General features: G+C 55.6%; 24 protein-coding genes. 6 read left to right on the forward strand and 18 right to left on the reverse strand.

The features are described 5' to 3' along the window. Positions 1-4: 4 nt before the first annotated feature. Genes H4Q31_RS11010 through H4Q31_RS11020 form a run of 3 tightly spaced genes read left to right on the forward strand, consistent with a single transcriptional unit; the run spans position 5 to position 2,589 of the window. The gene (locus H4Q31_RS11010; RefSeq protein WP_185179130.1) at positions 5-1,117 is read left to right on the forward strand and encodes a GerAB/ArcD/ProY family transporter; all 1,113 of its coding nucleotides are present in this window, start codon (positions 5-7) and stop codon (positions 1,115-1,117) included. Then, positions 1,095-2,339, forward strand: a complete 1,245-nt coding sequence (locus H4Q31_RS11015; RefSeq protein ID WP_245347386.1) for a Ger(x)C family spore germination protein — start codon at positions 1,095-1,097, stop codon at positions 2,337-2,339. Before H4Q31_RS11010 ends, H4Q31_RS11015 begins: the two co-directional genes overlap by 23 nt. Before the next feature lie 40 nt (positions 2,340-2,379). Then, a complete protein-coding gene (locus tag H4Q31_RS11020; RefSeq protein ID WP_185179131.1) occupies positions 2,380-2,589 on the forward strand; it encodes a CLC_0170 family protein in 210 nt (69 codons plus the stop codon). Here H4Q31_RS11020 and H4Q31_RS11025 read toward each other — a convergent pair. Further along, positions 2,586-3,431 carry an MBL fold metallo-hydrolase gene (locus H4Q31_RS11025; protein ID WP_185179132.1) on the reverse strand — a complete coding sequence of 282 codons (846 nt, stop codon included), beginning with the start codon at positions 3,429-3,431 and terminating at the stop codon, positions 2,586-2,588. The two genes, H4Q31_RS11020 and H4Q31_RS11025, sit on opposite strands and share 4 nt — an antisense overlap. Before the next feature lie 80 nt (positions 3,432-3,511). Next, positions 3,512-4,426, reverse strand: a complete 915-nt coding sequence (locus H4Q31_RS11030; RefSeq protein ID WP_185179133.1) for a hypothetical protein — start codon at positions 4,424-4,426, stop codon at positions 3,512-3,514. A 194-nt stretch (positions 4,427-4,620) separates the two neighbouring features. On the opposite strand from H4Q31_RS11030, the gene H4Q31_RS11035 reads away from it, so the two are divergent. Continuing rightward, complete coding sequence (locus H4Q31_RS11035; RefSeq protein WP_185179134.1) at positions 4,621-5,940, forward strand: amino acid permease; 1,320 nt, start codon at positions 4,621-4,623, stop codon at positions 5,938-5,940. Here the strand turns inward: H4Q31_RS11035 and H4Q31_RS11040 are convergent. The 3 genes from H4Q31_RS11040 to H4Q31_RS11050 form a co-directional block, all read right to left on the reverse strand. Next, on the reverse strand, positions 5,933-6,562 hold the full coding sequence (locus H4Q31_RS11040; protein WP_185179135.1) for a LysE family transporter: 630 nt from the start codon (positions 6,560-6,562) through the stop codon (positions 5,933-5,935). The genes H4Q31_RS11035 and H4Q31_RS11040 overlap by 8 nt on opposite strands. A gap of 69 nt (positions 6,563-6,631) precedes the next feature. After that, positions 6,632-7,549: a ribonuclease Z gene (gene rnz / locus H4Q31_RS11045; protein ID WP_185179136.1), complete on the reverse strand. Its 918-nt coding sequence runs from the start codon at positions 7,547-7,549 to the stop codon at positions 6,632-6,634. A gap of 88 nt (positions 7,550-7,637) precedes the next feature. Next, entirely contained in the window at positions 7,638-8,426 is a 789-nt protein-coding gene (locus tag H4Q31_RS11050; RefSeq protein WP_209703598.1) for a helix-turn-helix domain-containing protein, read from the reverse strand. 186 nt (positions 8,427-8,612) lie between these two features. Between H4Q31_RS11050 and H4Q31_RS11055 the strand changes: the two genes are divergently transcribed. Together H4Q31_RS11055 and H4Q31_RS11060 are read left to right on the forward strand one after the other, a co-directional pair. Next, the gene (locus H4Q31_RS11055; RefSeq protein WP_185179137.1) at positions 8,613-9,779 is read left to right on the forward strand and encodes a Gfo/Idh/MocA family protein; all 1,167 of its coding nucleotides are present in this window, start codon (positions 8,613-8,615) and stop codon (positions 9,777-9,779) included. Positions 9,780-9,800: 21 nt separating this feature from the next. Then, positions 9,801-10,874, forward strand: coding sequence for a Gfo/Idh/MocA family protein (locus H4Q31_RS11060; protein ID WP_185179138.1), 1,074 nt, complete (start codon positions 9,801-9,803; stop codon positions 10,872-10,874). Positions 10,875-11,406: 532 nt separating this feature from the next. Here the strand turns inward: H4Q31_RS11060 and crcB (H4Q31_RS11065) are convergent. The 13 genes from crcB (H4Q31_RS11065) to H4Q31_RS11125 form a co-directional block, all read right to left on the reverse strand. Beyond that, positions 11,407-11,769, reverse strand: coding sequence for a fluoride efflux transporter CrcB (crcB, locus tag H4Q31_RS11065; protein WP_185179139.1), 363 nt, complete (start codon positions 11,767-11,769; stop codon positions 11,407-11,409). Then, positions 11,766-12,176 carry a fluoride efflux transporter CrcB gene (crcB, locus tag H4Q31_RS11070; RefSeq protein ID WP_185179140.1) on the reverse strand — a complete coding sequence of 137 codons (411 nt, stop codon included), beginning with the start codon at positions 12,174-12,176 and terminating at the stop codon, positions 11,766-11,768. Before crcB (H4Q31_RS11070) ends, crcB (H4Q31_RS11065) begins: the two co-directional genes overlap by 4 nt. Positions 12,177-12,968: 792 nt before the next feature. After that, on the reverse strand, positions 12,969-13,721 hold the full coding sequence (locus H4Q31_RS11075; protein ID WP_311771722.1) for a cupin domain-containing protein: 753 nt from the start codon (positions 13,719-13,721) through the stop codon (positions 12,969-12,971). Positions 13,722-13,910: 189 nt separating this feature from the next. Then, the gene (locus H4Q31_RS11080) at positions 13,911-14,027 is read right to left on the reverse strand and encodes a sporulation protein YjcZ (RefSeq protein WP_185179141.1); all 117 of its coding nucleotides are present in this window, start codon (positions 14,025-14,027) and stop codon (positions 13,911-13,913) included. Between the two features lie 150 nt (positions 14,028-14,177). Next, positions 14,178-16,130, reverse strand: coding sequence for a TOMM precursor leader peptide-binding protein (locus H4Q31_RS11085; protein WP_185179142.1), 1,953 nt, complete (start codon positions 16,128-16,130; stop codon positions 14,178-14,180). A 391-nt stretch (positions 16,131-16,521) separates the two neighbouring features. After that, positions 16,522-17,358, reverse strand: coding sequence for a type II CAAX endopeptidase family protein (locus H4Q31_RS21785; RefSeq protein WP_185179143.1), 837 nt, complete (start codon positions 17,356-17,358; stop codon positions 16,522-16,524). A gap of 93 nt (positions 17,359-17,451) precedes the next feature. Beyond that, positions 17,452-18,093 carry a response regulator gene (locus tag H4Q31_RS11095; RefSeq protein ID WP_185179144.1) on the reverse strand — a complete coding sequence of 214 codons (642 nt, stop codon included), beginning with the start codon at positions 18,091-18,093 and terminating at the stop codon, positions 17,452-17,454. A 42-nt stretch (positions 18,094-18,135) separates the two neighbouring features. Then, entirely contained in the window at positions 18,136-19,356 is a 1,221-nt protein-coding gene (locus H4Q31_RS11100; protein WP_185179145.1) for a sensor histidine kinase, read from the reverse strand. A gap of 143 nt (positions 19,357-19,499) precedes the next feature. Further along, positions 19,500-21,920, reverse strand: a complete 2,421-nt coding sequence (helD, locus tag H4Q31_RS11105; RefSeq protein WP_221626810.1) for an RNA polymerase recycling motor HelD — start codon at positions 21,918-21,920, stop codon at positions 19,500-19,502. A 247-nt stretch (positions 21,921-22,167) separates the two neighbouring features. Beyond that, entirely contained in the window at positions 22,168-22,815 is a 648-nt protein-coding gene (locus H4Q31_RS11110) for a DUF2306 domain-containing protein (RefSeq protein WP_185179146.1), read from the reverse strand. A gap of 13 nt (positions 22,816-22,828) precedes the next feature. Then, positions 22,829-23,410: a TetR/AcrR family transcriptional regulator gene (locus H4Q31_RS11115; RefSeq protein WP_185179147.1), complete on the reverse strand. Its 582-nt coding sequence runs from the start codon at positions 23,408-23,410 to the stop codon at positions 22,829-22,831. 48 nt (positions 23,411-23,458) lie between these two features. Beyond that, positions 23,459-24,022 carry a CcdC protein domain-containing protein gene (locus H4Q31_RS11120; protein ID WP_185179148.1) on the reverse strand — a complete coding sequence of 188 codons (564 nt, stop codon included), beginning with the start codon at positions 24,020-24,022 and terminating at the stop codon, positions 23,459-23,461. A gap of 124 nt (positions 24,023-24,146) precedes the next feature. After that, a complete protein-coding gene (locus H4Q31_RS11125; protein ID WP_185179149.1) occupies positions 24,147-24,809 on the reverse strand; it encodes a VC0807 family protein in 663 nt (220 codons plus the stop codon). Positions 24,810-24,884: the final 75 nt, after the last annotated feature.

Genomic DNA, 24,884 nt, shown 5'->3' on the forward strand with positions numbered 1-24,884 from the left:
CGATATGGACAAGACACGTCAAATCACCATGATCCAGATCGCAGCCATCTTGGTCAGCACGATTATCGGCGTCGGCGTCCTTCCTCTTCCTCTATTTGCGGTTAACGCTCTGGATTCAGGCGCGCCTCTTATTACATTGGCAGCCGTGCTGTTCGGATTTATCAGCCTGCTGTTGCTGTCGCTGCTAGGCATGCGCTTCCCAAGACAGACGATCATTCAATATAGCGAACAAATCATCGGCAAGTGGCCGGCTAGAGCCGGCAGCTTACTGGTGATCGTTTTTTTCGCCGTACTGACCTCTCTGACCGCACGCGAGTTCGGAGAAGTCGTCGTAACTTCGGTTCTTAAGAATACGCCAGTCGAAGTGACGGTTATCGTCATGCTTCTGCTCGCCACCTTCTCCACTCGCAACGACGTAACCGTATTTGCTTATATCCACTACTTCTACTTCCCGCTGATCCTCTTTCCTGCGTTATTCATCGTGGCGTTGTCCTTGAAGAACGCAGATGCGCTTAATCTTCAACCGATATGGGGCAATGATCCGCAAGGAGTCATTCCCGGCGCGCTAACGATTGCGGCGTTATTCCAAGGGTCGTTCATCTTGACTTCAGTGATCCCCTCGATGCGCCGTCCGCAGAAAGCTTTGCTGGCCAGCGTGGTCGGGATGGTCATTGCCGGCGGTCTCTATGTCATCATCGTTGCGGCTACAGTCGGCGTCTTCGGCGCGGAGGAGACCAAGAAGCTGCTCTGGCCGACGCTGGAGCTGGCCAAGGCGACCTCTCTGCCGGCCAACGTGCTTGAGAGGCTGGATGCCGCTTTCCTAATCGTTTGGGTAACCGCCGTCTTTACGACGCTGCTCTCCAGCTATTTTCTAACCACCCAATCGCTCGGTCTTCTGTTCCGCTTGAGAGATCATAAACTGTTCGCCTTCTTCCTGCTGCCCTTCGTCTTCGTGTTAGCCATGCTGCCCCAGAACATCGTGCAAATGTACACCATCGTCCGAATGGTCGGCCGCATTGGCCTCATTCTGACGTTGGCCTATCCGGCCCTGCTGCTGCTGGTCTCCATCCTTCGCAAGAAAAGAGGCGAACCGGTTGGCGAAGTTGCACAGCGCTAAAATCATCCATTTAACCTGCGTAATGGTCCTCACCCTCCCGATCCTGACAGGCTGCTGGGATCGGCTCGAGATTGAGGATCGCGCCGTTGTACTGGGCGTATCAATTGACAAGGCGCCCCCGGAATCCGCGAATCAAGAGACCGAGGTCGCCCACGTAGAGGGAGCTAATCCGATTCCTCCCGAAGATATGATTCGCGTCGCTGTACAGATTGCTATTCCCGGCCGAATTCCGCTTGGTCCAGGCGAGAGCGGCGGAGGCGGCGGAGGCGGCGGAGGCAAGAGCAGCGCAGCGAATACAGTATGGGTATTGCACGTCGTCGGCCATTCGATTGACGACGCCTTGATGAACCTGCAGCAGCAAGTGGCCAGCAGTCTCTTCTTCGGCCACTTGCGCGTCATCGTCATATCCGAAGAAGTAGCGAAGAAAGGTCTTGAGAACATCAACGATTACTTCCGCCGCAATTCAGAAGTCCGTCGAATGGCTTGGATTCTAGTCGCCAAAGGCGAAGCGATGCAATTCTTGACCGCGGCTCCGAAGCTCGAACGGGTACCGACCCTCTACTTATTGTCCACCTTGGAAGAAGGCTTCCGGATGGGGAAATTCCCGCAGGACTTCATCGGCATGTTCTGGAGCAATTCCTCGAAGAAGGGCCAGGAAGGCTTCTTGCCCTATGTCGAGCTCAAGAAAGAGAATAACGTAGAGATCGCGTATTTCAAGGGACCGAAGATGGTGGGATCGACTTCTCCGCTGGAGATCGGCGCGTATATGGCGATCAAGGGCATCAATCCAGCCGGATACCGCGTCATTGTGCAATTGAATGGCGCGGCTGACACCGTCATTACTGCCGCAACGCATCGGAAAGCCCGTTATTCCGTCCGTATTGCCGAAGGCAGGCCGCATTTTACGATCCATATTGCTTTCGAACAGAACGTCGAAGAGAAGTATTCCGAGCATATTGGCATCGACAATCAGGAGATTTTAAGCAATATCGAGAAGAAACAAGCTCAGGTAGCCGTTGAATATTTCGAACAATTTATTCGCAAGACGCAGGAGGCCCATTCGGACATCTTCGGTTTCGGTGAATATATCCGGGCCAAGAGGCCTGCCTTCTGGAACCGCAACGTCAAGACCAAAGAGAAATGGCAGGAAATGTATAAGGATGCCGAATTCGATGTGACAGTCACGATGAAAATCCGGCGAGTCGGCATGAAGGCCCGGTGAGGCAGCCAGTCCTATCTCAATGCACAGGAGGTCGTCCCGATTGGGTACCGGCACATTCGCTTCCAGTTATGAAGGCTATGCGATACTCATAAGCTTGATCAGCGGTTTGCTGCTGTTGCGGATCGACGCGCCTTCTTACCAGGATGATGGTCATAAGACAGAGAAGAAGGCAGCTCAAGCGCTTGGATGGTTTAACGTTGTGCTGGGCGGAACGGCTTTTCTGGCGAAAGTGATCTTCTCAAGCTTCTAATGCGGGACATATCGGCCGTGTGCAGGCACAGCCTGTCGGCCGAAATTCCGGGCCAGCCGTTCAAGGCTCTCCGCGAGTTCGCTGCCCTTCATCGGCAGGCCATGGCCGGTAATAGCCGCTCTTGGCTTCAGCGCTTCCAGTTTGGCAACCGATTCATGCGCCGAAGGCCAATCGGTAGTGAAATATTTCGGCGGTCCGTTTATTTCCCGTTCCTGGGTGAACACCTTAACCAGGGATTCCTGCTTCACCGTCGTAAAAGCGTCGCCGACGATCAGCGTACGGTCGCTCTCCCTGAACAGCGATATATGACCTGGCGTGTGTCCCGGCGTGTGCAGCCATCGCCATTCCGGCAGAAAGGGTACGCTGTGATCAGCCGGAAGGCTGCCGACATGACTTCCCAAATGAATCGGCTCGTTCGGGTACCAGAAGGAGAGTTTGGCAACCATTCCGCCTTCCACAGCCGGGTCCGGCGGCAAATAGGCTTGTCTTCCCGTCAGAAAAGGAAGCTCCGCTTCGTGCGCATACACCGGCACACGCCAATGCCGAACCAATTCGATAATCGCGCCGACATGATCGAAATGGCCATGCGTCAGAAGGATCGCTTGCGGCGGACGTTCGCCGAATCGTTCTTTGGCGGCTGTGATGATGGCGTCGGCAGAATTCGGCATCCCCGCGTCGACAAGAGCCCAGCCCCCTTCGTCACGATTCTCAACGAAGCAGATGTTCACAATTTGGATCGTTTGGCTGAACACGCCGGGCGCGACCTCTTCCCCTTGCCCGCTGTGAATCGATGTCAGCGGCAAGTAGTGATAGTCGCTGCCGTATGTCATCTCTTGTTGCATAAGCAAGCCCCCTGTGTTGAAAAATGGACTGTTCCTCCTAAGAAGGAACAGTCCCTCGATCACCTGTTGAGCCGGATGGGTTAACGGGTTGCGGCAGCCGAAGTTGGAGCCGCTTGCTTCAGAATATAACTGATATCCTTCGCGAGCGTATCGGATTGGGCGCTAAGCGAAGCCGGCGAAGACAGCGCGCGGTTGACACGGTCGATCGCTTCCACCGCTTGGCTTCCAGTGACGGTTAATGTCTGTCCGTTCATAGCCGTTCCCGTAGAATACGTTCCGATGCCGCCGGTCCCGTTATAACGGCTTCCGGCCGGTCTAGTACCTGTCGTTCCGGTGATACCGCTCGTTGTGTTGGACCAATTCTGGCCGGACAAGCCTGTCGTACCGCCCGTTCCATTCATGCCATTCGTACCTAAGCCGCCCGTCTGGCCGACAATCGTCAGGCTTCCGAGCTGCAGCACATGGGATCCGGCCGCGCTCATACTATGGAATCCGCCGGAAGTGCCGCCGCCGGTTCCGCCTGCTCCGTAAGTCCCCCTGCCATTCGTTCCATTGCCGTTGGCCCCGAACAGCCCATTGCCATTGCCATTGCCATTGCCGTTCATGCCGTTGTCAAAGATGCCGTTCGTGTCGTTCCTTCCATTCCCGAAGATCCGGTTCAACCCGTTCCTGGCATTCCCGAACAATCCATCGTTATCATTCCTGTCGTTGTCGAGAATGCCATTCGTACCGTTGTCGAACGTTCGATTGGTTCCATTGCCAGTGCCGTACGTCCGGTACGTGCCGTTCACTCCGTTACGCATGCCGTTGCGCGTCCCATTCATCCCTAAGCTGTTGGATCGATAATTGCCGTTGTTGTCAGCGATTAGATTGCCTCTTCCCGTGTTCTTCGCATTCACTCCGTTATTGTTGGTGTCTGCCCCGCAGCCGCTGAACAGAACCGATGACAGCCCCAACACGCACGCAAGCGACAACGTACCGAGCTTACCCTTCAACAAGAACTCCCCCCGCAATGGTTTGTAGCCGTGAATCAGCCCGATCTTATTATCCATTCCGGGAGGCTTTATAACCGAGTGAATGGCTTCAAAACAGGCCATTTATTGGACAATGGATAGATCAGACCGAACGTCGGGATGCTAAGGAAGTTCGACTGGTCTGCAGATCAAATTCGATGGAGGCAGTAAGCCGAATGACGCAAAGCGCCAAAGACCGCAAGAAGCTTCGCTGGTGGCAGCTTTCCCTTCTAGGCGTTGCTTGTACGATTGGAACGGGGTTCTTCCTCGGTTCGCATCTGGCCATTGAGATCGGCGGCCCGGCAGTGCTCGCTGCGTACGTCATAGCCGCTATCGCAGCTTATTTGGTGTTTAACCATCTCGCGCGAATGACGGCGAAGGACCCGATGGAGGGCTCCTTCCGCTCGTACGCGAAGGCAGCCTACGGCCGCTGGGCCGGCTTTAGCAGCGGGTGGGTCTACTGGTCCTCGGAGCTGCTCATTACGGGCAGCCAGCTTACGGCGTTGTCTCTCTTCTCCCGCTTCTGGTTCCCGGCGATTCCGATGTGGTGCTTCGCCATCGGGTATGGCGCGTTAGGCCTGCTGATTGTTATCCTTGGAACGAAGTCATTCGAACGATGGGAGAATGGTTTTGCTCTCATGAAGATTGCGGCGATCGCCATCTTCATCGTTCTGGCCCTTCTGGCTCTATTCGGTGTCTTTAAGTCGGCTGCCCAAGGCCCGGCCATGCCGACCAATTGGCTGCCTTCCGGCTGGACGGGATTGTGGGCCGCGCTTATTTTTGCTTTTTACGGCTACGGCGGTTTAGAAGTGATGGGGTTGATGGCGATGCGCCTGAAGAAGCCGGACGAGGCGCCGAAGGCAGGCCGGATTATGCTCCTGTTGCTGGGGACGGTCTACGTTGTCTCCATCGGTCTGACGCTGCTCCTTGAGCCTTGGACGTCTTACCGGGCGAAGGAAAGCCCCTTCATCGTTGCGCTTGCCGACTACAAGCTCACCTTCGTTCCACACTTATTCAACGGCATTCTGATCATTGCCGGCTTCTCGACGATGACGGCGTCCCTCTTCGCAGTCACGACGATGCTCGTCACGCTGGCGAAGGACGGCGACGCGCCGCCTCTGTTCGCCAAGAATCGAGGAGATGAACGGCGGAAGCCATGGGCCGCCCTCGCCTTGACGGCGTCAGGTCTGGCGGCTTCAATTGTGTTCGCTCTGCTGCTGCCGGAACGCGTATATGAATACGTCACAACCGCGGCAGGCTTGATGCTGCTCTATAACTGGCTGTTCATACTGGCGACGGCAGGCCGTCTTCTCAAGATGTCCTTCTGGGGACAGGCGAAGCGGCTCTCCGGGATGGCTCTAATTGCGTTGGCGGTCGCCGGCACGTGCTTCCATGCCATCAGCCGGCCCGGCTTCTTCATTAGTCTGGGCTTCTCGGCCATCATCGGTTCCGTCACGTCATTACTGGAAGAAGCAGCAGCGAGCTGGGTCATCTGACGAACAGCACATGATACGCTTCCCAGCCAAAATAAAGTCCGAAGCCGACCAGCGACAGGCCGGAAACCAGCGAGATCCCCGCAAGCAGCCGGTTCGTTAAGAAGCGGCAGAACATGCTGGCGGTAACCGCCATAACGAGATCCCACAGCATAATGCCAAGCATGATAGTAGAGCTATAGAGAGCGACCTCCAGCGCTTCATATTTGGCGATCATATCGGCGAGCACCGAGCCGTATACGCCCAACCAGAACAGGATGGACATCGGATTGGAGATCGACATGAGGAAGCCGGCAAGGAATGCCTTCATGGGCGATTCTTCGCTGCGCCGATCCTGGGTGCTTGTCTTGCCCGCGCCGATCAAAGTCTCAACGCCGATATAAGTAAGCACGAAGAAGCCGAACAGCCACAAGAACGTCTGCATGAACGGACTGTCCAGAAAATGAATGACACCGAAATAGACCAGCAGCATGAAGACGCCGTCGGCCAGCATAGCCCCAAGCCCAACCAGCCAAGCATGCCAGAATCCGCTGCGGATGCCCCTGTCCATCTGCGCTGCATTAATCGGGCCGATCGGGGCGGCTAACGACAATCCGAGGATAAAATGGCTGAGGAGCACGTTCACGAACAAGCCTCCCTCCCATGTACTTGTACATGATATGAAGGATCGCGCGCTTGTACGACAGCTGACCTTCTAGAAAGGCAGCTCCAAATAATCGCGGGCCGCTACAATATTCGGAAATATGGATTGATTCTCGGCCGCGAACCGCTCTACGTCTTCCTCACTGTACCGGGCGCTGAAATGCGTCACGGCCAAACGCTTCGCCTTCGCCTGAGCGGCCGTCTCCGCCGCTTGCGCAATCGTCGAATGGCCATAAGCGACAGCCTTCTCTTCCAAGCCCGCATTGAACGTGGCTTCATGGACAAGCAGATCCGCATCCTCGGCAAGCCTTACCGCGGCTTCGCAAGGAGCTGTATCGCCCAGTATTGTGAGAATACGCCCCGGAACGGGGGCTCCGACTACGTCAACCGATCGGATCGTCTCCCCGCTCGGCAGCACGATATCCTCGCCCAGCTTGAGCTTGCCGTACAGCGGACCGGGCGGAACGCCGAGCTGTGCCAGCTTCGCCAGATCTAGCCTGCCAGGCCTCGGGCGCTCGCTGATTCGATAACCGAAGCAGCGAATCCGATGATGGAGCTCGGCCGTCTCCACTGTGAACAAGTCGTCCTCAAGCGGCAGACGTCCCTCCTCGACTTCCGTGATCTCGAGATCATAATTGAGATGCAGCTGGCTAGCTGCCATCGCGTGATCGATGAATGATCGAATTCCCGGAGGACCGAAAATCTGCAGCCGGCCCGCGCCATCGTAGTACGTTCGGCTCCCGAGCAGACCGGGCAATCCGTATGTATGATCGCCGTGCATATGGGTGATGAAGATTCGCTCCAGCCGATTGAGCTTCAGCTTCGTTCGGAGCAATTGATGCTGCGTCCCTTCCCCGACGTCGAACAGCCAGAACCGATGATGCGGATCCGGAAGCTGCAGCGCGATCGAAGTGACGTTGCGAACGAGCGTCGGCCGGCCGGCGCTTGTTCCTAAGAATAGAAGCTTCATGGCGATATCGCTCCCTTTCTGGCGCCCCGCGAACAATAGGACTTATTATGCCAACATGCGTGTACGGATAACCCTGTTCATGTGAATATCACAGCAGCCTGCGGCTTGCTGCGGGCTTGTTCCTATATGTGCCCGGAGGCATGCCCATGAGGCGCTTGAACGTGTTGCTGAAGTGATAGATGTCCTTGAATCCGGTTCGCTCCGCCGCTTCCCCTACGTTGTACTCGCCAGTCTCCAGCAGCGAAGCCGCTTGATTAACGCGCACGAGGTTGATGAACTCGGAGATCGACCGTCCCTCCGACTTCTTAAACAACGCCCCGCAATAGACGGGGTTCAGCTTGACTGCTCGCGCTACTTCCGCCACCGACAGCTTCTCGTCATAATGCTCCACGATGTATCGCTTAATGGCTTCCACATGAACATTGGCCGAATTGTGCTGCCCTTCGAACAGCAGCTTGTGCAGAATGAGGGCGAAGATCGCCTGACATTTCAACTGATACCCATCCTTCTGCTGCAGCCATTCGAAGTCCAATTCCTGGAACAGCCATTGGAAGTCGTCGAAGTCCTTCCGGGAAGAGACTACTGGCAGATCGATATGTTCTCCTTCGCGCAGCTTGAAGTCGATCGCTACGCAGGTCATGCCGGTCGTCGTGGCGTATCGCTCGCTGCCCGGCTTAATCAGCAATAGATCCCCTTCCCGCACATGATAGGCAACCCCGTCAACCCGATAATCAGCACTGCCTTCCAGCATGAACACAAGATCATAATAGGAGATGCGATGCGGTTCCAGCTTCCAGCTCGTGTTGCAGATTTTGCGAACGAAGTAGGTCATGGTCGGATGCTGCAGGCCCGCACCCGGTCCCTTTTCTTTTTCCAAAGTGATTAGCCCCCCGTACCGTTCTTATGATGAATGCGAATCCAGCTTCATATCTATTCTACCTAATAATCTCCATCTCGTAACAACTTTAATCTGCACAAATAATATTTAACCAACGCATTCTATCGGGAAAAGCTAAACTTCTATAATGAAAGCGTATCCCATTCGTAAGAGGAGGAACATCTCATGCTTCGTATCGCCATCGTCGGGACCGGGAATATATCATCTGCTCATATCAAGAGCTACCTCGCCTTTCCGGAGCGCTGCCAGATTGCGGCTTTCGTGGACACGGTTCCCGAGGCAGCCCGCAAGCGCGCAGAGCAGCTCGGCTTGAACGTTGAGCTGCTGGACTCTCACAAACAACTGTTGGGCCGGGACGACATCGACCTCGTCAGCGTCTGCACCCCGCCGTTCAGCCACGCCGAGATCGCGATCGACCTGTTGAACGACGGGAAGCATGTTCTAGTGGAGAAGCCGATGGCCCCTTCCTTGGAGGAGTGCGACCGGATGATTGAAGCCGCGAAGCGAAGCGGCAAAGTGTTGTCGATCGTCGCGCAGAACCGCTTCCTCGATCCGATCATGAACCTGAAGCGCGTGCTGGACAGCGGCTTGATTGGCCGGGTCGTTCACGCTCAGATCGATTCCCACTGGTGGCGCGGCCATTGCTATTACGACCTCTGGTGGCGCGGCCGATGGTCCACTGAAGGCGGCGGCTGCACGCTCAATCACGCCGTCCATCATATCGATATGCTCGGCTGGATGATGGGGCTGCCGACCAAGGTAGCGGCATTGCTGAGCAACGCGTCACACGACAATGCGGAGATCGAAGACATCTCCGTCGCCGCTCTCCAGTATGACGGCGGCCGGGTGGCACAGGTTACCAGCTCGGTCATCCATCATGGCGAAGAGCAGCAGGTTATTTTCCAAGGAGAGAACGCTCGTATCTCGGCACCGTGGAAGGTCTATGCCTCCACCTCCAAGGACAACGGCTTCCCGCAGCGCAACGAAGCGCTGGAGGAAGAGCTTCAGAAGTATTACGAAGGCTTGCCCCCTCTCGCGCATACCGGCCATCAAGGGCAGATCGACGATGTGCTCGCTGCAATTGAGACAGGCGGGACGCCTCTCATCACCGGAGAGAGCGGCCGCATGACCATCGAGCTGATCACTGCGATTTACAAAGCCGGCTTCGAGCAGAGAACCGTCGAGCTGCCGATCGCGAAGGACGACCTCTATTATACAGCCCAGGGACTTGTCGATAACGCGCCGCATTTCTACGAGAAGACCAATTCCGTTGCTCATCTCGGCTCCGGGCAAGAGATCAGCGTCGGCGGCAACTATCGCGATCGCAAATAACGAGGGAATGGAGCTGTACATATGAACAAGATGGACGGCATGAATTACGCCCCGAAGGGCAAACCGAATCCCGTCGTAGCTCAAGGCGACTTCGTCTTCGCGGCTATCGCGCTGGATCACGGCCATATCTACGGCATGTGCAACGGACTTGTCGAGGCTGGCGGCACGCTGAAGTACGTCTACGATCGAGATGAGACGAGAATGGACGCCTTCTGCAGGGCGTTCCCCGGCGTCAAGCGCGCGCGAAGCGAAGAGGAGATTCTGAACGATCCCGAGGTGCGCCTGGTCGCCGGAGCCGCCGTCACAAGTGAGCGATGCGCGCTGGGCCTTCGCGTCATGGACGCCGGCAAGGACTACTTCACAGACAAAGCGCCGCTTACTACACTGGAGCAGTTGGAGCAGGCTCGGGCCAAAGTGAAGCAGACCGGGCGCAAGTATGCGGTCTACTACAGCGAACGCTTGCATGAGGAAGGCTCCGTCTTCGCCGGCCAGCTTATCGAGCAAGGCGCGATCGGCCGCGTCATCCAGACGATCGGCATGGGACCGCATCGGCTGAATGCGAAGTCGCGTCCCGATTGGTTCTTCGTCAAGGAGAAGTACGGCGGCATTCTGTGCGACATCGGCAGCCATCAGATCGAGCAATTCCTCTATTACACCGGCGCGAAGGACGCTAACGTCGTGCGCAGCCAGATCGCCAACTACAACAACCCGGACTATCCCGAGCTCGACGACTTCGGCGACGCGATGCTGGCAGCCGACAACGGCGCCACCGGCTACTTCCGCGTCGACTGGTTCACGCCGAACGGTCTCGGCACTTGGGGCGACGGCCGAACGTTCATCCTCGGCACCGAAGGGTATATCGAGCTGCGCAAATATACCAATGTAGGTGCGGCTTCGCGGGGGGCGAACGTCTTCCTCGTCAACGGTGACCGGGAGACGCATTATCAAGTTGAGGGCCAAGTCGGCTACCCCTACTTCGGACAGCTGATTCTCGACTGCTTGAACCGCACGGAGAATGCGATGACGCAGGAGCATGCCTTCAAGGCGGCCGAGTTGTGCGTGCGGGCGCAATTGCAGGCGGTCAAGCTGCAGTAGCGCGGCATTGCCGCGTGCAATTGCAGGAGATGAAGCTGCAGCAGAGCGATTGTGCGGTGTGCAATTGCAGGCGGTAAAGCTGCAGCAGAGCGATTGTGCGGTGTGCAATTGCGAGCGGCCGTGCGGCGCGCGGCAGAAGAGGCTGTGCTCATCCTTCGGGGATAGGCACAGCCTCTTGCTGATGAGGGGCGCGGCAGCCTTGACAGTTTGAAAGTAGGTAACTGGATTACCCTCTTGTCCGAGAATTCAGCATTCTCGCCGAATGTAGGCAACTGAATTACTCTCTTGCTCGAGAATTCGGCATTCTAGCCGAATGTAGGTAACTGAATTACTCTCTTGTCCGAGAATTCGGCATTCTAACCGAATGTAGGTAACTGGATTACCCTCTTGTCCGAGAATTCAGCATTCTCGCCGAATGTAGGTAACTGGATTACCCTCTTGTCCGAGAATTCAGCATTCTTGCCGAATGTAGGTAACTGGATTACCCTCTTGCGCGGCATCCATGAGCCTCTATCCTCCAACTCCCACATGCTCACAAGCTCTTGCCTACCAAATACCCTGCATAGGCTAGAGCGATGCCGAAGACGTAGCTTCCTAGAAGATAAATCGCGAGCGCCTTCCATTCTCTCTTCCGGAACAGCTGCACGTTATCGACGTTAAAGGTCGAGAACGTCGTATAGGCCCCCATAAATCCGGTTCCTAACAGCAAATGAACATCGTTGCTCCAGTCGGAGCCCGCAATGATGCCAAGCAAGAACGAACCGGACAAATTAATTAACAGCGTCGCCCATGGCAACGCGGACGGGTACTTCCGGCTAGCCCACGCGCTCAGCCCGAACCTGGCGCAAGCGCCGAAGAAGCCGCCGATCGCGACGCACACCATATTTTCGATCATGACGGTTCAGCTCCCCTTGTCCTTCTGCGCGATTGAGCTTGGGATATCCAGTAGCCGATTGCGGCGAATGCCAAGCCTCCAATGAGACTGGATGCCACATACAGTGCGGCCAGTCCCGCTTGATCCTCCTTCATGAGCGATACGGTCTCGACGCTGAAGGTCGAGAAGGTCGTGAAGGACCCGACGAACCCCGTCCCGAACCCCGTCCGGAACCAAGCCGGCATGCCGGACTTGGACGCCGCCCAGTTCGCGAACCAGCCTAGCAGCAGGCATCCCGCTAAGTTAATGATGAGCGTACCTGCCGGAAACGAAGAGCTTGGACGCCAATCTTGAACCCATAGGCCAAGCTCATAGCGCGACAGCGCGCCAAAGATCCCGAACAGGCCAATCGGCCAGTAAGCCTTCATCCGTTTCTCCTCTCTTCCGCAGCTGTTTGTCTTCATCTCATTATTTCGACAGAAGTAGACACTCTTCCTCGACTATACCCTCCCACGCGCGAAAAAGAAACTCTTGACGGCAGCCCAAAGCGCTGTCGTCAAGAACCGGAGAGAGCCGCCCTTCTAAATCAATTCCTTCAGCGCACGCAGCAGCAAGTCGTTCCCTTCCCGTGTGCGCTCGCGGAATCCTACATGCTCTATCCATGGCTCTCCCCCTCAACTACTGCTATTCTATTATTATACAGTCGATATTGCGGTCGACAGCAATTGTCAGTTCATATTGCAGGAGGGATTCAGATGAAGCGCTTGATACGATTGCTTCCGTTGCTAGCGCCGGCAGTGACGATCTCTCTGTCACTAAGCCTCTTGTATCTCAATCCTTATTCCTCTCTTCCACCGGAATCATCTACTCAAGTGATCGTCTTCAGCTTACTCGTATGCCCGGCCCTGCTCGTCGTCGCAGCCTTCTTCGTCCGGCTGCCCGCGCTCAAGTACATCAGCTTTGTCTTATCCATCCCAGTTGGCTTCTATGTTGGGTTAGCGGGTTTTCCAAGCCTATGGAGCTTCTTTATTCTGAGCATTCTTTGTTATCCCTTCATCCCTGCCTATCCAAGCAAACGGCCGCCTCGCACCATCAACGATTCGCATAATTAATGCAATAAAATAAAACCGACAAACCCGGCGATTCGCCAAGTCTATCGGTCTCTTCGCAACTCTTGCCTTCTTCGCAACCCATGCCTTCTGCGTGACACTTACCTTTGTTTAGAAGCTCCAATACGGAGCCGCGCCCGGCCAGATGGATTCGGATTCCTGCGGCTCCTGTCTCATTTCATCATAAGCCCCTGCCCCGTATCCGGTCATGGCGTATGCGCCTACGCCAGCTCCCGTCCAGGGTCCAACGCCAACGCCTGTTCCAGTACCAGCTCCCGCCCCCATCCCAACGCCTGCTCCAGTACCGGCTCCCGCAACCATCCCGGCTCCCGCCGTCATCCCTCCCGGCACTCCGCACCCAATCGGCGGACCGAAGATGACGGACGCTTGAATTGGCGCCACTGCTTGCGCATAGGCAGCCTCGTTCACGCAGTATGCTCGGCTTGCGATCTCCTTCGGCAGGAATCGCAGGAAGTCGGAGCCGTACACAATATCAGGCGTCGGCTCGGAGAAGATTGTCAGCAGATGGACGTTGTCGGTCAGCGCAACGATCCAGTGGAACCAGCCCTTCGGGAGCATCGACACCTGACCTGGCTTCAGATGGTACGTCATGAGCCCCTGCGTGAACGGATTGAATACGGAAGTCAGCACTTCTCCCGACAGCAGAATAACCATCTCATCCACATTCGTATGCCAATGGGGGGTGATCATGACGCCCTGACTCATACGTACATTAAAGAATCCGTTGCTAATAGCAGGCAGTTGCTCTCCGAACAGCTGTGTAATGTAGTTGCGGGAATCCCGCATGTAATTGAGCACGGCATTAGAATCGGCGCTAAGCGTCAGATCCGGGGATTGCAGCACAACATTCAACTTGGCTCGCCTTCCTCTCCTAGGTATGCGTCTATTCACTATATGCCGCGCTGCATATGACCGCTACCCGGACAAGCCGCCATAACGCAAGTTGTCAGCCCACTATCGCCGTACTATCTATGTAAAAAAAGACAACTGGCGTATGGGCTACGCCAGCTGTCCGACAAGACGAATCCCCTATTAGATGGCCCAACCAGCTGCAAGAATGATTACCAGCAGAATGAACAGGACCAGAACAAATGCGGCTGCACCGCCGCCGCCGTACCCTCCGCACGAGCCTGCGACAGGATATCCCATAGTTGTCACCACCTTTGTAACGATTGTGTGATTCGTCATCACCCTTCTAACATATGGCGGGGGTATACGTCCTGTCTGTACGAACGCACAGATTCAGCGATATTCCGCACCAGCACAGTCAAGCGGGCGGCGATTCGGACAAAGGCGGCTTCAGGGAAAAGGATGCGGATGCGGGTTAAGCGATTCATAAGCGATCGTCTCCTGCGCATAGCCCAATTCGGCTGACACGCGTAGGACGCGGTCTAGTCCCGCAAGCCGTGTCAGCGAATGACCGAACGTCATCGGCAGCATACCCGGAACTAGCACCTTGACGCAATGCAGGCCAATGCACTCAACCTCCGGCGTCGTCTGGTTCACCGCGATAACCTCCATCCCCAGACGGTCCAACGTCCGAACAGCCCCGCGTACATCATCGGCCAGATCTAGCTGCTTGCTCGGCCGGCCGAACGCTTCACGGAACGATATCGGCGGCAAGCGCTGTTCCAGCAGGAAGGACAGCCTCTCCTCCGCTTGCGGCAATCCATATAGCAGAGCATGATCTTCCATCCGCTCCACCAGCGACGAATCATGAAGCATCGGCGCCAGCCGTTCTTGATCCCGTTCGAAAATGTTCTGCAGACCGCCCATCAGCCCGGCCGCCTCCCGGACCGCGCTTCGGGCTGCATGCAGCGGATCCAAGTGTGCTCCCGCCGCGCAGATCAGATTCATCCGGCCAGAGCGATTGGACACGGACTTAGCCACCGCCAGAACAGCCGGGATGCCATGCTCCATCGTCATGTTGTATAGGCGCACGTCATAATCGGATGCACGTTTAATGCGATTAATTAATGACGTTAAATATTGATCCCCCGATGACAAGACATCCAGCTGCCGGAGCGGCAAGCGCGCATACCATGTGATGAGGAAGGAATCCCGTTCGATAACCTCGAGGAGGCCGTGCAGGATCGCTTCCTCCAAACTCCCCCCGATCGCGCAGCCGTTCGAGCCTTCGTTCACCCAGCTCTCGCCGCTGCTAGAGCTATAATAAGCAAGGCTTCGCGGGACGAGAATCGGCTTCTGCTTCGTCAGGCTGCAGCCCCATACCCAATCGATCGGCTCCTCCGGGTCGAACGGCTCGAAGGGGAACTCCGGCATAGCGTATTGCTCATCGCGGTAGAGTCCGGCGGTGCGCGGATCGAGCGCCTCGGACGTTAGGCGATTATAGCTGTCGCAAACCGCCATTCGATTACGCTGCGGCATTCGCGCGCAGTGGCGCTCCAATGCTTCCAGCATCGCTGCCGTCATGCTTCGGCTGTAGGTGCTGCCGCGTCCGCCGGCGATCTCGATGCCGTAGGTGAACGACGGTACCGTTACGCTAGTGGAGGCGATCGGCGCTTGATAGTCGTGGAATACGCCGTTGATGATGCCTGTTCGGGGATCGTAGAATTGCTTGAGCAGCAGTCCGCTCCATTCCGCCAACGGCTTAATTCGGTAGGTGTCGGGATCCGGCTTAATCCGAGATGACAAGGAGATCATCGCCCGCTCCGGAGAATCGAATGGCAAACTGCCGCAGATCGGACAGAGCGGGTCGGGCAGGAACGAATGAAGCGAGCTTCGCAGCGTGTCCCGCTGGACGATGTAGACGCCGCATTCCGTGCTCACCGGGCGTATCTCCAGCAGTCGCATCGTCTCCTCCGCAACGAAATGGGCGATATGTTCATTCGCCATCGAAGAGCTTATCGGCTCCGCTTGACTTGATTCGATCAGTTGGCCATCTGGCAGCACCGATTCCGACGAGCCTAACTGAAGGCTGGCATTGTGCATTCGCGTACGGGCACACAGAGAACATCCCGGCACGCCAGGCCGAACCAACGGACCGATGATCGCTTCGCGGCTTGCGACGGAGACGCGAATCCATGGAACGCCTGTCCCCCGCATCGCCTCCTCTTCCGAGTACAGGTCCGTCTCCTCGGGCTTCTCGTCTATGATGACGACGAGCGACACCTCCGCCGGCATGCCGTCCATGCAGTTGTCTCTGTGAATTGGCAGGCAGAACTCCGACAGCCGATCTGCTAGCAGTGCCGATATTTCGCTCCCTCCGACAACAGCGACGATCTCCGACACGCGATGATCCCTCCCCGCAGCGCTGAATGCGCGCCGCCATGCACTGCACTACTTTATGAGGAATCGCCTAGGGAGGTGATCTTCGGACCCTTATTTGACACAGCCGTCAACCGAATGTCTACAAGGAACGTGAACCACGTCCCATCCTTATCGCTGCGCCTTGCTCATCATGCCTCTACGCAGCGCTCCTAAGATGAACAAGCTTACCGCAATTAAGACGATATTCGCGCCCATCTCAACGGAGTCAGGCAGACCGTTGTAGAACATGAAAGAGGCAGTTGACCCGTGAACGAAGCCGCTGATGGTACCGCAAAAGCCCAAGTCGAAGAAGACGATACCGAGGATCACTAGAATAGAATGGATAGGATCACCCTCTCTCTCCCTCCAAGACTCAGGATTCGAAGCGAGCCATCGGCGCTCTAGCGTCGGTCGATGCCTTGCGATTCCAAAGATAGAATGTGAATGCCGCATAGAACAGCACGACAACAATGCTCATATCGCCGGAGATGTATTGGGCCGATTCCGAGTGGTTCACCGTCAATGTGCCGAGGATTAACCACAGCCAGTTATGCATCGTATGGAAGATAGACGAGGTCCAGACGCTGCCGGTGCGAAGGCGCACCTCTCCGATTACGGGAGCAAGGAAGGTTGTGCTGGCTACAGTAAGCGGCAGCAGAATCCACAGCTGTTCACCAGCATGGTATGCGTCCGTATTGATGATCAGCGGGAAGTGCCATACCCCATGAATGACCCCATTTAGCAGCATCGCTGGCTTCTTGCCCATCGATCCCATCATGACCGGAAGAAGATAACCGCGCCATCCGAGCTCTTCGCCCAAGGAATTGGTCAGAACCGTCTTGACGAAGATGAAGATCATGACGGGAAGGAACATCGTCCAGCTAATCCCTTCGAAGTCATCGCGGACGACCAGGGACGATAAGCCCGTTAACCATACCGCCGCGAAGCTGGCGGCGAGCGGCAGCACCGGCACCAGCAGCGCCGCAGCCCAGCCCTTCAGGCCGAGCTTGTGCAGCCCAAGCCGCTTCCACCCTGCCTTCGTGTAGCCGTCTCGGGTGACGACCAGCATCATGATCAGCACGGCTAGAGTCGGCGTGAGCATATACGTGAATCCGAGCATCCCCGGAATATAGCTGAAGCCGAGAGCGAGTAACAAGACAATAACGGTGAAACAAATGGTTTTGTGAGAATCCTTCAATGATTTGAACACTTCTTATCGACACCTCTACGTTTAATTTTGCCTTCGAAACGTATGGTATCGAGAAAAAGTCACATTCGCCTAGTGACTAACGGATAGAAAGAGTCATGAGAACAGCCCTTCCTCCGATGCTTTCTTCAGCGCGGATGCGCGGTTGTGCACGTTCAGCTTGGAATAGATATTGGAAATATAATTCTTCACAGTTCCTTCCGACAGATACAGCTTGTCCGCGATGTCCCGGTTGGCCAATCCGTCGGATATGCACTTGAGCACTTGAAGCTCCCGTTCGGTCAAGCCGTATTCCGAATCCTTCGCGACGGGGCCTGACAAGGATCGCGCGAACAGCGACCTGGCCACTTCTTGGGAGATCATCGTCTCGCCTCGGCTCACCAATCGGATGGCGGCGGCCAAATCTGCCGGATCGATCGCCTTCAGAATGTATCCTTCCGCTCCCGCATGCAGAGCGCCCGCGACCATCTCGGTATCTTGGAACGTGGTGAGCATGATGACTTTCGAATCAGGGCGAATCTTCTTGATCTGCCTTGTAGCTTCGACGCCGTCCATGACGGGCATCTGGATGTCCATGAGAATAATCTTCGGCTGCAGCCGGTTCGTCATCTCAACCGCTTCCGCACCGTTAGATGCCGTTCCTACGACTTCAAGATCTGGGTGCAGATTGAGGACAATGCCCAGACTTTTGCGGATAATATCTTGGTCTTCTGCGATTAATACTGTAATTTCTTTCATTGTGTCGATCACTCCAACTTAAAGTGAACTTCCATTTGGCGCTCACGCGCCTTCACTCTGTCTTATTTCCGCGCGCCATAAGGCCGGAATATGGCATTCAATCGTCACTCCGTACCCAGGCGATGAGGCGACATGCAGCGAGCCATGCGCGTTCGAGATTCTCTCCCCCATCGCATGCAAGCCGAAGCCTTCCACGAGCTGGTTCGTGCCGGCGCCGTTATCCTTAACGATGAGCTGAAGGCGATCGGGGTGATACGTGAGCCTGATTCGAATCGCTGTCGCGAATCCATGCTTCTTTGCGTTCGTCAACGCTTCCTGGACGCATCGGACCAGCGCCGTACGTACATTTTCCGGAACGGGATACTCCTCACCCTCCGCATCATAATCGACAGCGGTATCCGTGAAGGAGGCGAACTCACGCGCTATCCCGGACAATACAAGAGTTAGGGAGCGTTCCTCTCCCTCCGGAGCGATCTGATGAATATGGCGCCGCACTTCATCTAACCCGCTGCGGGTAACGTCCAGCAGCTCGCGGAGACTCCTCTTGGCTTCCTCTCGATCCGCATCGATCAGGTAATAGACGGCATCCATGCCGGTGATCGTTGTCGTGAAGGTATGTCCGACCGTATCGTGAAGCTCTCGGGACAGCCTGCTCCTCTCCTGCGTCAGCGTTAATTGCTCGATCTGATTGGCGTAGAGCTCAAGCGTTCGATTCTGCTCTCCGATGATGCCGTTCATCCGCTTAATTTGGAAGAACGAAGACACCAGCTTGCGGAAGCTGTAGCCGATGGCGAGAAAGATCAAACCGTCAACGATAATATTGACCGCAGACTCAAGCCCAAACCCCCAGACTAGAGAGGCAAGAAGCGGCGTCGCGACGACAGAGGAGACCGCCAACCCGATGCCTAGCCGGCTGCCGCTCATATACGCCATCGCCAGCGCTGGCAGATTGTAGAACGCGAACTCGTTGGTGGAGTTCCCCTCGAAGAAGCAATTGAATGCGCCGCTCAGCGCCATCTCCGCAATTACCGGATAGACGGTCAATCGTCTCTGCCGCATATACAAGACTAGCGGGACCAGATAGATGATGAAGAAGAAGGAGAGCGCCACCCCCAGCATCCCGGCAGCGCCGAGCAGATGACTTCCGTGATTGTAATTGCCGGGATTACTAACGATGTAGTTGACTCCAGCGAGAAACCATAGCGTGCGAATGCTTAGGAATACATAATCGAACCAATGCCTATGCGGCAAAGCGGATGTCATCTCGTTAAAGCTCCTTCAACTTGTACTCCCCCCAACCATATCATATCTCTGATCATACCTCTACCTATCTCTGCCAAGTAGTGAACTTCGGCTAATTAAAGTCATATGAACCTCTTCATTCCCTCTGTTGTAAACGGCCATCCTTACTCGTCTGCCTCATACAAAGATGCATCCGCCTCTTGAAGGAACGGCGTCCATTCGCCTGTCGCATACAGCTGAAGCCGGTGCATCGCGCGCGTGCATGCCGTATAGAACAGCTTGCGTTCGCTCTCCCGATGATACGTCGTCGAAGAAGCGTCATAGATCAGCACGGCGTCGAACTCCACGCCCTTCGCCAGATACGCGGGAATGACCATCGCCCCCTTCCCGAACGTCGGCGTCTCCTTCGTGATTAGCCTCAGCGACGGGCAGCCTTGTGCGATCAATTGCTCGTAAGCTTCGCTGCTTTGGGCCGCTGTTCTCGCTATGACCGCGATAGAGTAGAAGCCCTCCGCCTGCAGCGACGAGAGATCCGATGCGATCGCCGCCGCACGCTGCTCGGCGTTCTCCGCCTTGATCAGGCGCGGTTTCTCGCCGCCCCTGTCGAACGGCACGATCTCCCGTCCTCCCGGCAGCAGCGCCTTCGTGAACTTCACGATCTCGCGCGTGGACCGATAACTGCAAACGAGGCGGTACAGCGTCGTCTCCGACTCTCCGTAGAGATGCACTAATGGCGATTCCCCGCCTCCGTCCAATTCCGTCGCCTGTGTGTAGATCGCCTGGCCGAAGTCGCCGAGCACCGTCATGCGGGCGCGGGGGAACAGCTTCTTGAGGAACTCATATTGGAACATCGAGTAGTCCTGTCCCTCATCGATGAACACATGCCGCACCTCCGAACTTGACCGAACGCCCTCCACGAGCTCCTTCAAATACAAGTAAGGCGTCGCGTCTTCATAGTTGAGTGCACGCCGGTTCATCTGCTCCTTCGTCTGTCTGCAGATCTCCGGCCACAGCTCGGGCGCTTCAGCCCCATCCGTCATCCTTCGGTATTCGTCTGCGTTGCCGAACAATTGGGCGTACAATCCGGCCATATCGATGAACGCCAGCCGCTTCACCTGTTGCCTCAGCGGTTGGAAGCGCTCCTTCACGATCATGCGGCGCAGCAGCTGTTCCTCTCGATCGGCGTAATCGAAGTCGCTCTCGTCCCGCCGGCTCTTGCCCAAGATGAACTCTCGGGCCACTTCATATTGCTCGGCGAAGTCGAACACTCCCCTCTCTTGGTGGAGTTCGCGGAACACCGCGGCATACTGCTCGTTGTCGAGATAGTTCATCTCCTCCTGCACCCAAAGCGCTTCCCGCTCCTGGCGCTCTAATACCGACAGCTGGTCCAGCAGCCATTCTTGCAGCAGAGCCACTCGATTGGATACGCGTGTGGAAGGATCATAGCTGTAGAATCGGGAGGCCATCTGCTCAGCGGAGATCAACTCCCGTTCCTGGAAGCAGAAGCCATTGAACCGCATGCCCTCGTGTCCCAACCATTGCGCATACCTCTGGAGAGCTTGAAGGAAAGCCGTCGACGCCTTATATTCGATCCCCTTCAGCCTAGCCTCATAGCCTTCCGACTCGTGTCCGGTCAGCACAAACTCGATCTGATCGAACGGATCCTCGAGCCGGTATGCCGATCCGAGCCAATGCTCCAGATATTCCTGGAACGTCGTCTGCTGCATATTCTCTTCGCCCAGCTCGGGAAGCACGGTAGAGACATAGCTGTTGAACATCGGATTCGGGGAGAATAGTACAATCTGATCCGCCCGGAGCCTGTCGCGGTGTTTGTACAGCAAATAGGCAACTCGCTGCAGCGCCGCAGACGTCTTCCCGCTTCCGGCCGCCCCTTGCACGATGAGCATTCGGCTTCGGTCGTCGCGGATGATCGCATTCTGCTCCCGCTGGATGGTCGCCACGATGCTCTTCATCTGCGAATCCGCGCCTTTACCCAGTACCTGCTGCAGCAGTTCGTCGCCAATTGTCAGACTCGTGTCGAATACATTTAGCAAGCTGCCTTCTCTAATTTGGTACTGCCGCTTGAGCGTCATCGTCCCCGCGACACTGCCGCCCGGCGTGTCGTAGGCGGCAGCTCCCGGCGAATAGTCGTAATAGATGCTGGCGATCGGCGTACGCCAATCGTATACCAGGAAGCTCATGCCGTCCTTGTCGACGAAGGACGAGACGCCGATATAGATCTGCTCGATATCCTTCAGCCCATCCTCTTGATAATCAATGCGCCCGAAGTACGGCGAAGGCAGCAGCCGCTTCATGCCTTGCCATTGCTGCATGCGGAGCCGGTGGCTTCGCTCCCGTTCGGATAACAGCGCCTCTTGCTGCTTGATGCTATGGAAGGTCTCTTCAAAGTCTTCGTCGCTGCCCGTGTTCACCGTCACTTCTTCCCAGAATCGTCTGCGAAGGTCCGTCGCTTGATCGCGCAGACCCGCTACCTCCGGCTCAATCTCGGTAATTCTCTCTTGCAGCTTCTCCGTCACCAGCGCCAGCCGCTCTTGTTCTTGCTCCCAACCCTTCTCGTCGATCATCTGGTGGAACACGCTCCCTTCAATGGATCCCGAGAGATCTCAAAAAGACGTTTGACAAACCGCAAAGCCGCATGGTATGATAATAGTGTAAGTAAGATGGTCTTACTATGACTTGTTTCAGTTTAGCGCATGGAGATTTTCTTATCATACCATGGCGGATCATCATACGCAATTGTTTATTCGTACACATAGAAGAACCCGGCAGTGGATGCCGGGTTCTTATTTTGTTTATGCTCTTGCCCCCTGCTTAGACCGCCTCGGTCCGAATCGAGGCAAGCGCGCGCTTGCCTCTTCTTATATAGAGCTCTGTGAAACCCAGATTCATGAAGATGGACAGAACGACCGACAGCGGAAATGCCGTGCCGAGCGGCAAGTCCGTCACTAGCTCTACGATGCCCAAGACAAGCCGGAAGCTGACGAAGACCAGCGTAACCGCATAGCTTCGAATCATCCATTGCCGGTGAAGAACCGTCTTTTTCTGCATAATAAGCCGTATTCCGTTCGCCGTCGTCGCCAGCCACAGAACATCCAGCACCAAGAACGCCAAGGTTGAACCTCTTCCCCCGGTCGCATACAGCGCAATGTAAGGTACGACGAGTACGTTCAGCAGGATCGAGATCCCGTAGATTCGGCCGAGTATGCGATGTCTGTTCGGGTTCAGGCGGCTTCGCCGAGTCAGTTGGTACGTTCCGATTAACAATGCGATCGTGCCAAGCACAATATGCGGGTAGAAGAACAGCTTCCACATCTCATAGGGGAAGGACGGATCGTCCATCTTGGCGGATACCATGCCCGACTGGCTTGGACTGTAGATGAAGTATTGCAGAACAATATAGAGCGTCAACAGATAAGTAGATGCATAGATGGCGGGGAAAATCAGCTTCTTGTTAAACAAGGGATATTCTCCTTTAACTTAGCGTTTTGCGCATGAAGGCAGCTAAATCTTGGGTTGTGAACCGGCTTGGCTGCTGGGCAATCGTGTTCTGGACACGCAGCCCGTACATCAGCATTACCAACATCTCGGCGGTAGCGCGGCTCTCCACTTCGGAAGGAATGGCGCCATGCATTTTCCCGATCTCGATCCATTGCGAGCAGGTCTGCAGCGTATAGTCATAAACGTGCTGAACGATCTCCGCAACCTTCGGATTGTCCATTTGGCTCAGCAGATAGACGAAGATCAAGTTAGTCACGTCCTGATGGTTGGAGGTGCGCTGCATTCCTTCGGCGATCAATTGCAAGGGGTCTTCCAGCCCCGGGGCCTGCGGGCGATTGACGACATCCGTGAACCGCGCATTCATCAGCTCCATCCGCGCCTTCAAGATGAGACCGAACAGTTCATCCTTGCTCGATACATAATGATAGATGGCGCCCTTGGACAGCCCAGTCTCCCGAATGATATCCTGAAGCGTCGTTTGACGGCAGCCCTTCTCCTGAATAAGCTTCTCCGCTGTGTTCAATATGGTCTGAAAAGTTTGGTTTGCCGTTGCCAACACATTCACGTCCTTATTCGAATTGCCATTTAATCCAGCTTCTCCACTTTAGCATACCGACTGCCGGTATGCCACCTCGATATCGGCATCGTTGGAATCGGGAGCCGAAGAGGCGGCAACCGCCTTCCGGTAAGACAGGAACATCCAGAACCGCCAAGCGAAGGTGAAGATGACCATTACCGCAATATATTCGGCCAACATTAATTCGATATCAGGCCGATACTCCGGCGTCAGAATCGGATGGCTGTGAAAAATCCAGGTTCTTGCTTCATAGCGGAGATACGGGAATGCCGCCAGAATCACCAGGAACAATCCGTTGAATTTGAACTTCGCAACACCCTTGCGAACCTGCTCGAAGCGGGAAGTCAGGATGTAAGGAATTGCCGCCGCCAATCCGAGACCGATCGTCCACGCGACTTGAACCGGCTCCGCGCGGCGAACCATGCACTCAACGATCCAGGGCACCGGCGCGAACAGCATCCAATCTCCCAACAGCAGCTTCATGCCGCTTCCGCTATACTCTTTCCGAGTCACGCGGTACTGCTTGTAAGTCATCCAGATGACCATTGCCCAAACTCCGTAACCGATCAAATCCCATTGCTGCTGTGTCATGCCAATCCACTCCTATTCATGTTAAGACCGACCGTCGGTCTGTTCTGTAATCGAGTATACATACCGACCGTCGGTCTGTCAATAATGATTTTTAGTAATCGAACAAATAAAAGAAGGGCCGAATTCAGCCCCCCTTGATGATCCGCTTTAGCTTCTTATGAGAATACCGCCGATAACAGACGGTCCAGACGATGGCGGCGCCTATAAACCCGTACATAACAAAGTTGGATACGGCCAGAAATTGCGATACCGTCAGCTCATAGACGAGAATCGTGCGCACGACGGCTTCGCCTAACAAGGCGATTCCCCATCCCGCCGTCATCAGCCGCAAGACGAAGCGAAAGTAAGGATATTGCCAATTCGCCGCAAAAGCTGCCCTGCGATCCGGATCGCTGCCTACCGTAAACCGCAATGCGAAGTAATAGATCAACGGCCGGGGGAACAGCAGCGTGGCCAGGAAGATAAGGCCTAAGACCGCGGTGACGAAGGACTCTCGGACCAAGAGCAGCTGTTCGTTGCCGCCAAGGGTGAGCACCAGCAGGCCAAGCAGAAAGCTGGTCAGCATGAATGAGGCGAATACGTCCAGCTTGCGGCTCTTCAGAAGCGTGTACGCATTATCGAGCAACGGAATGACGGTTGCAATGGACAATGCCTGAAGGCTTGTCATATGCGAACGGAGAATCTCATACACCAGATAAGGCAGAACCCCATTGATCAGCAGGGTAATCAAGATGCTGCGCAGAATGTCTTTTCTCGTTCCCAGACTGACCTGTTGCGGTTGGTTCATGTTATATCTATCCTCCAAAGTTGGTATGAGATAGATTTCGATGACAATCGACAAATTCCTGCTATTACCTGCTGA

The organism is Cohnella lubricantis (genome assembly GCF_014212015.1).
GTDB lineage: Bacteria > Bacillota > Bacilli > Paenibacillales > Paenibacillaceae > Cohnella > Cohnella lubricantis.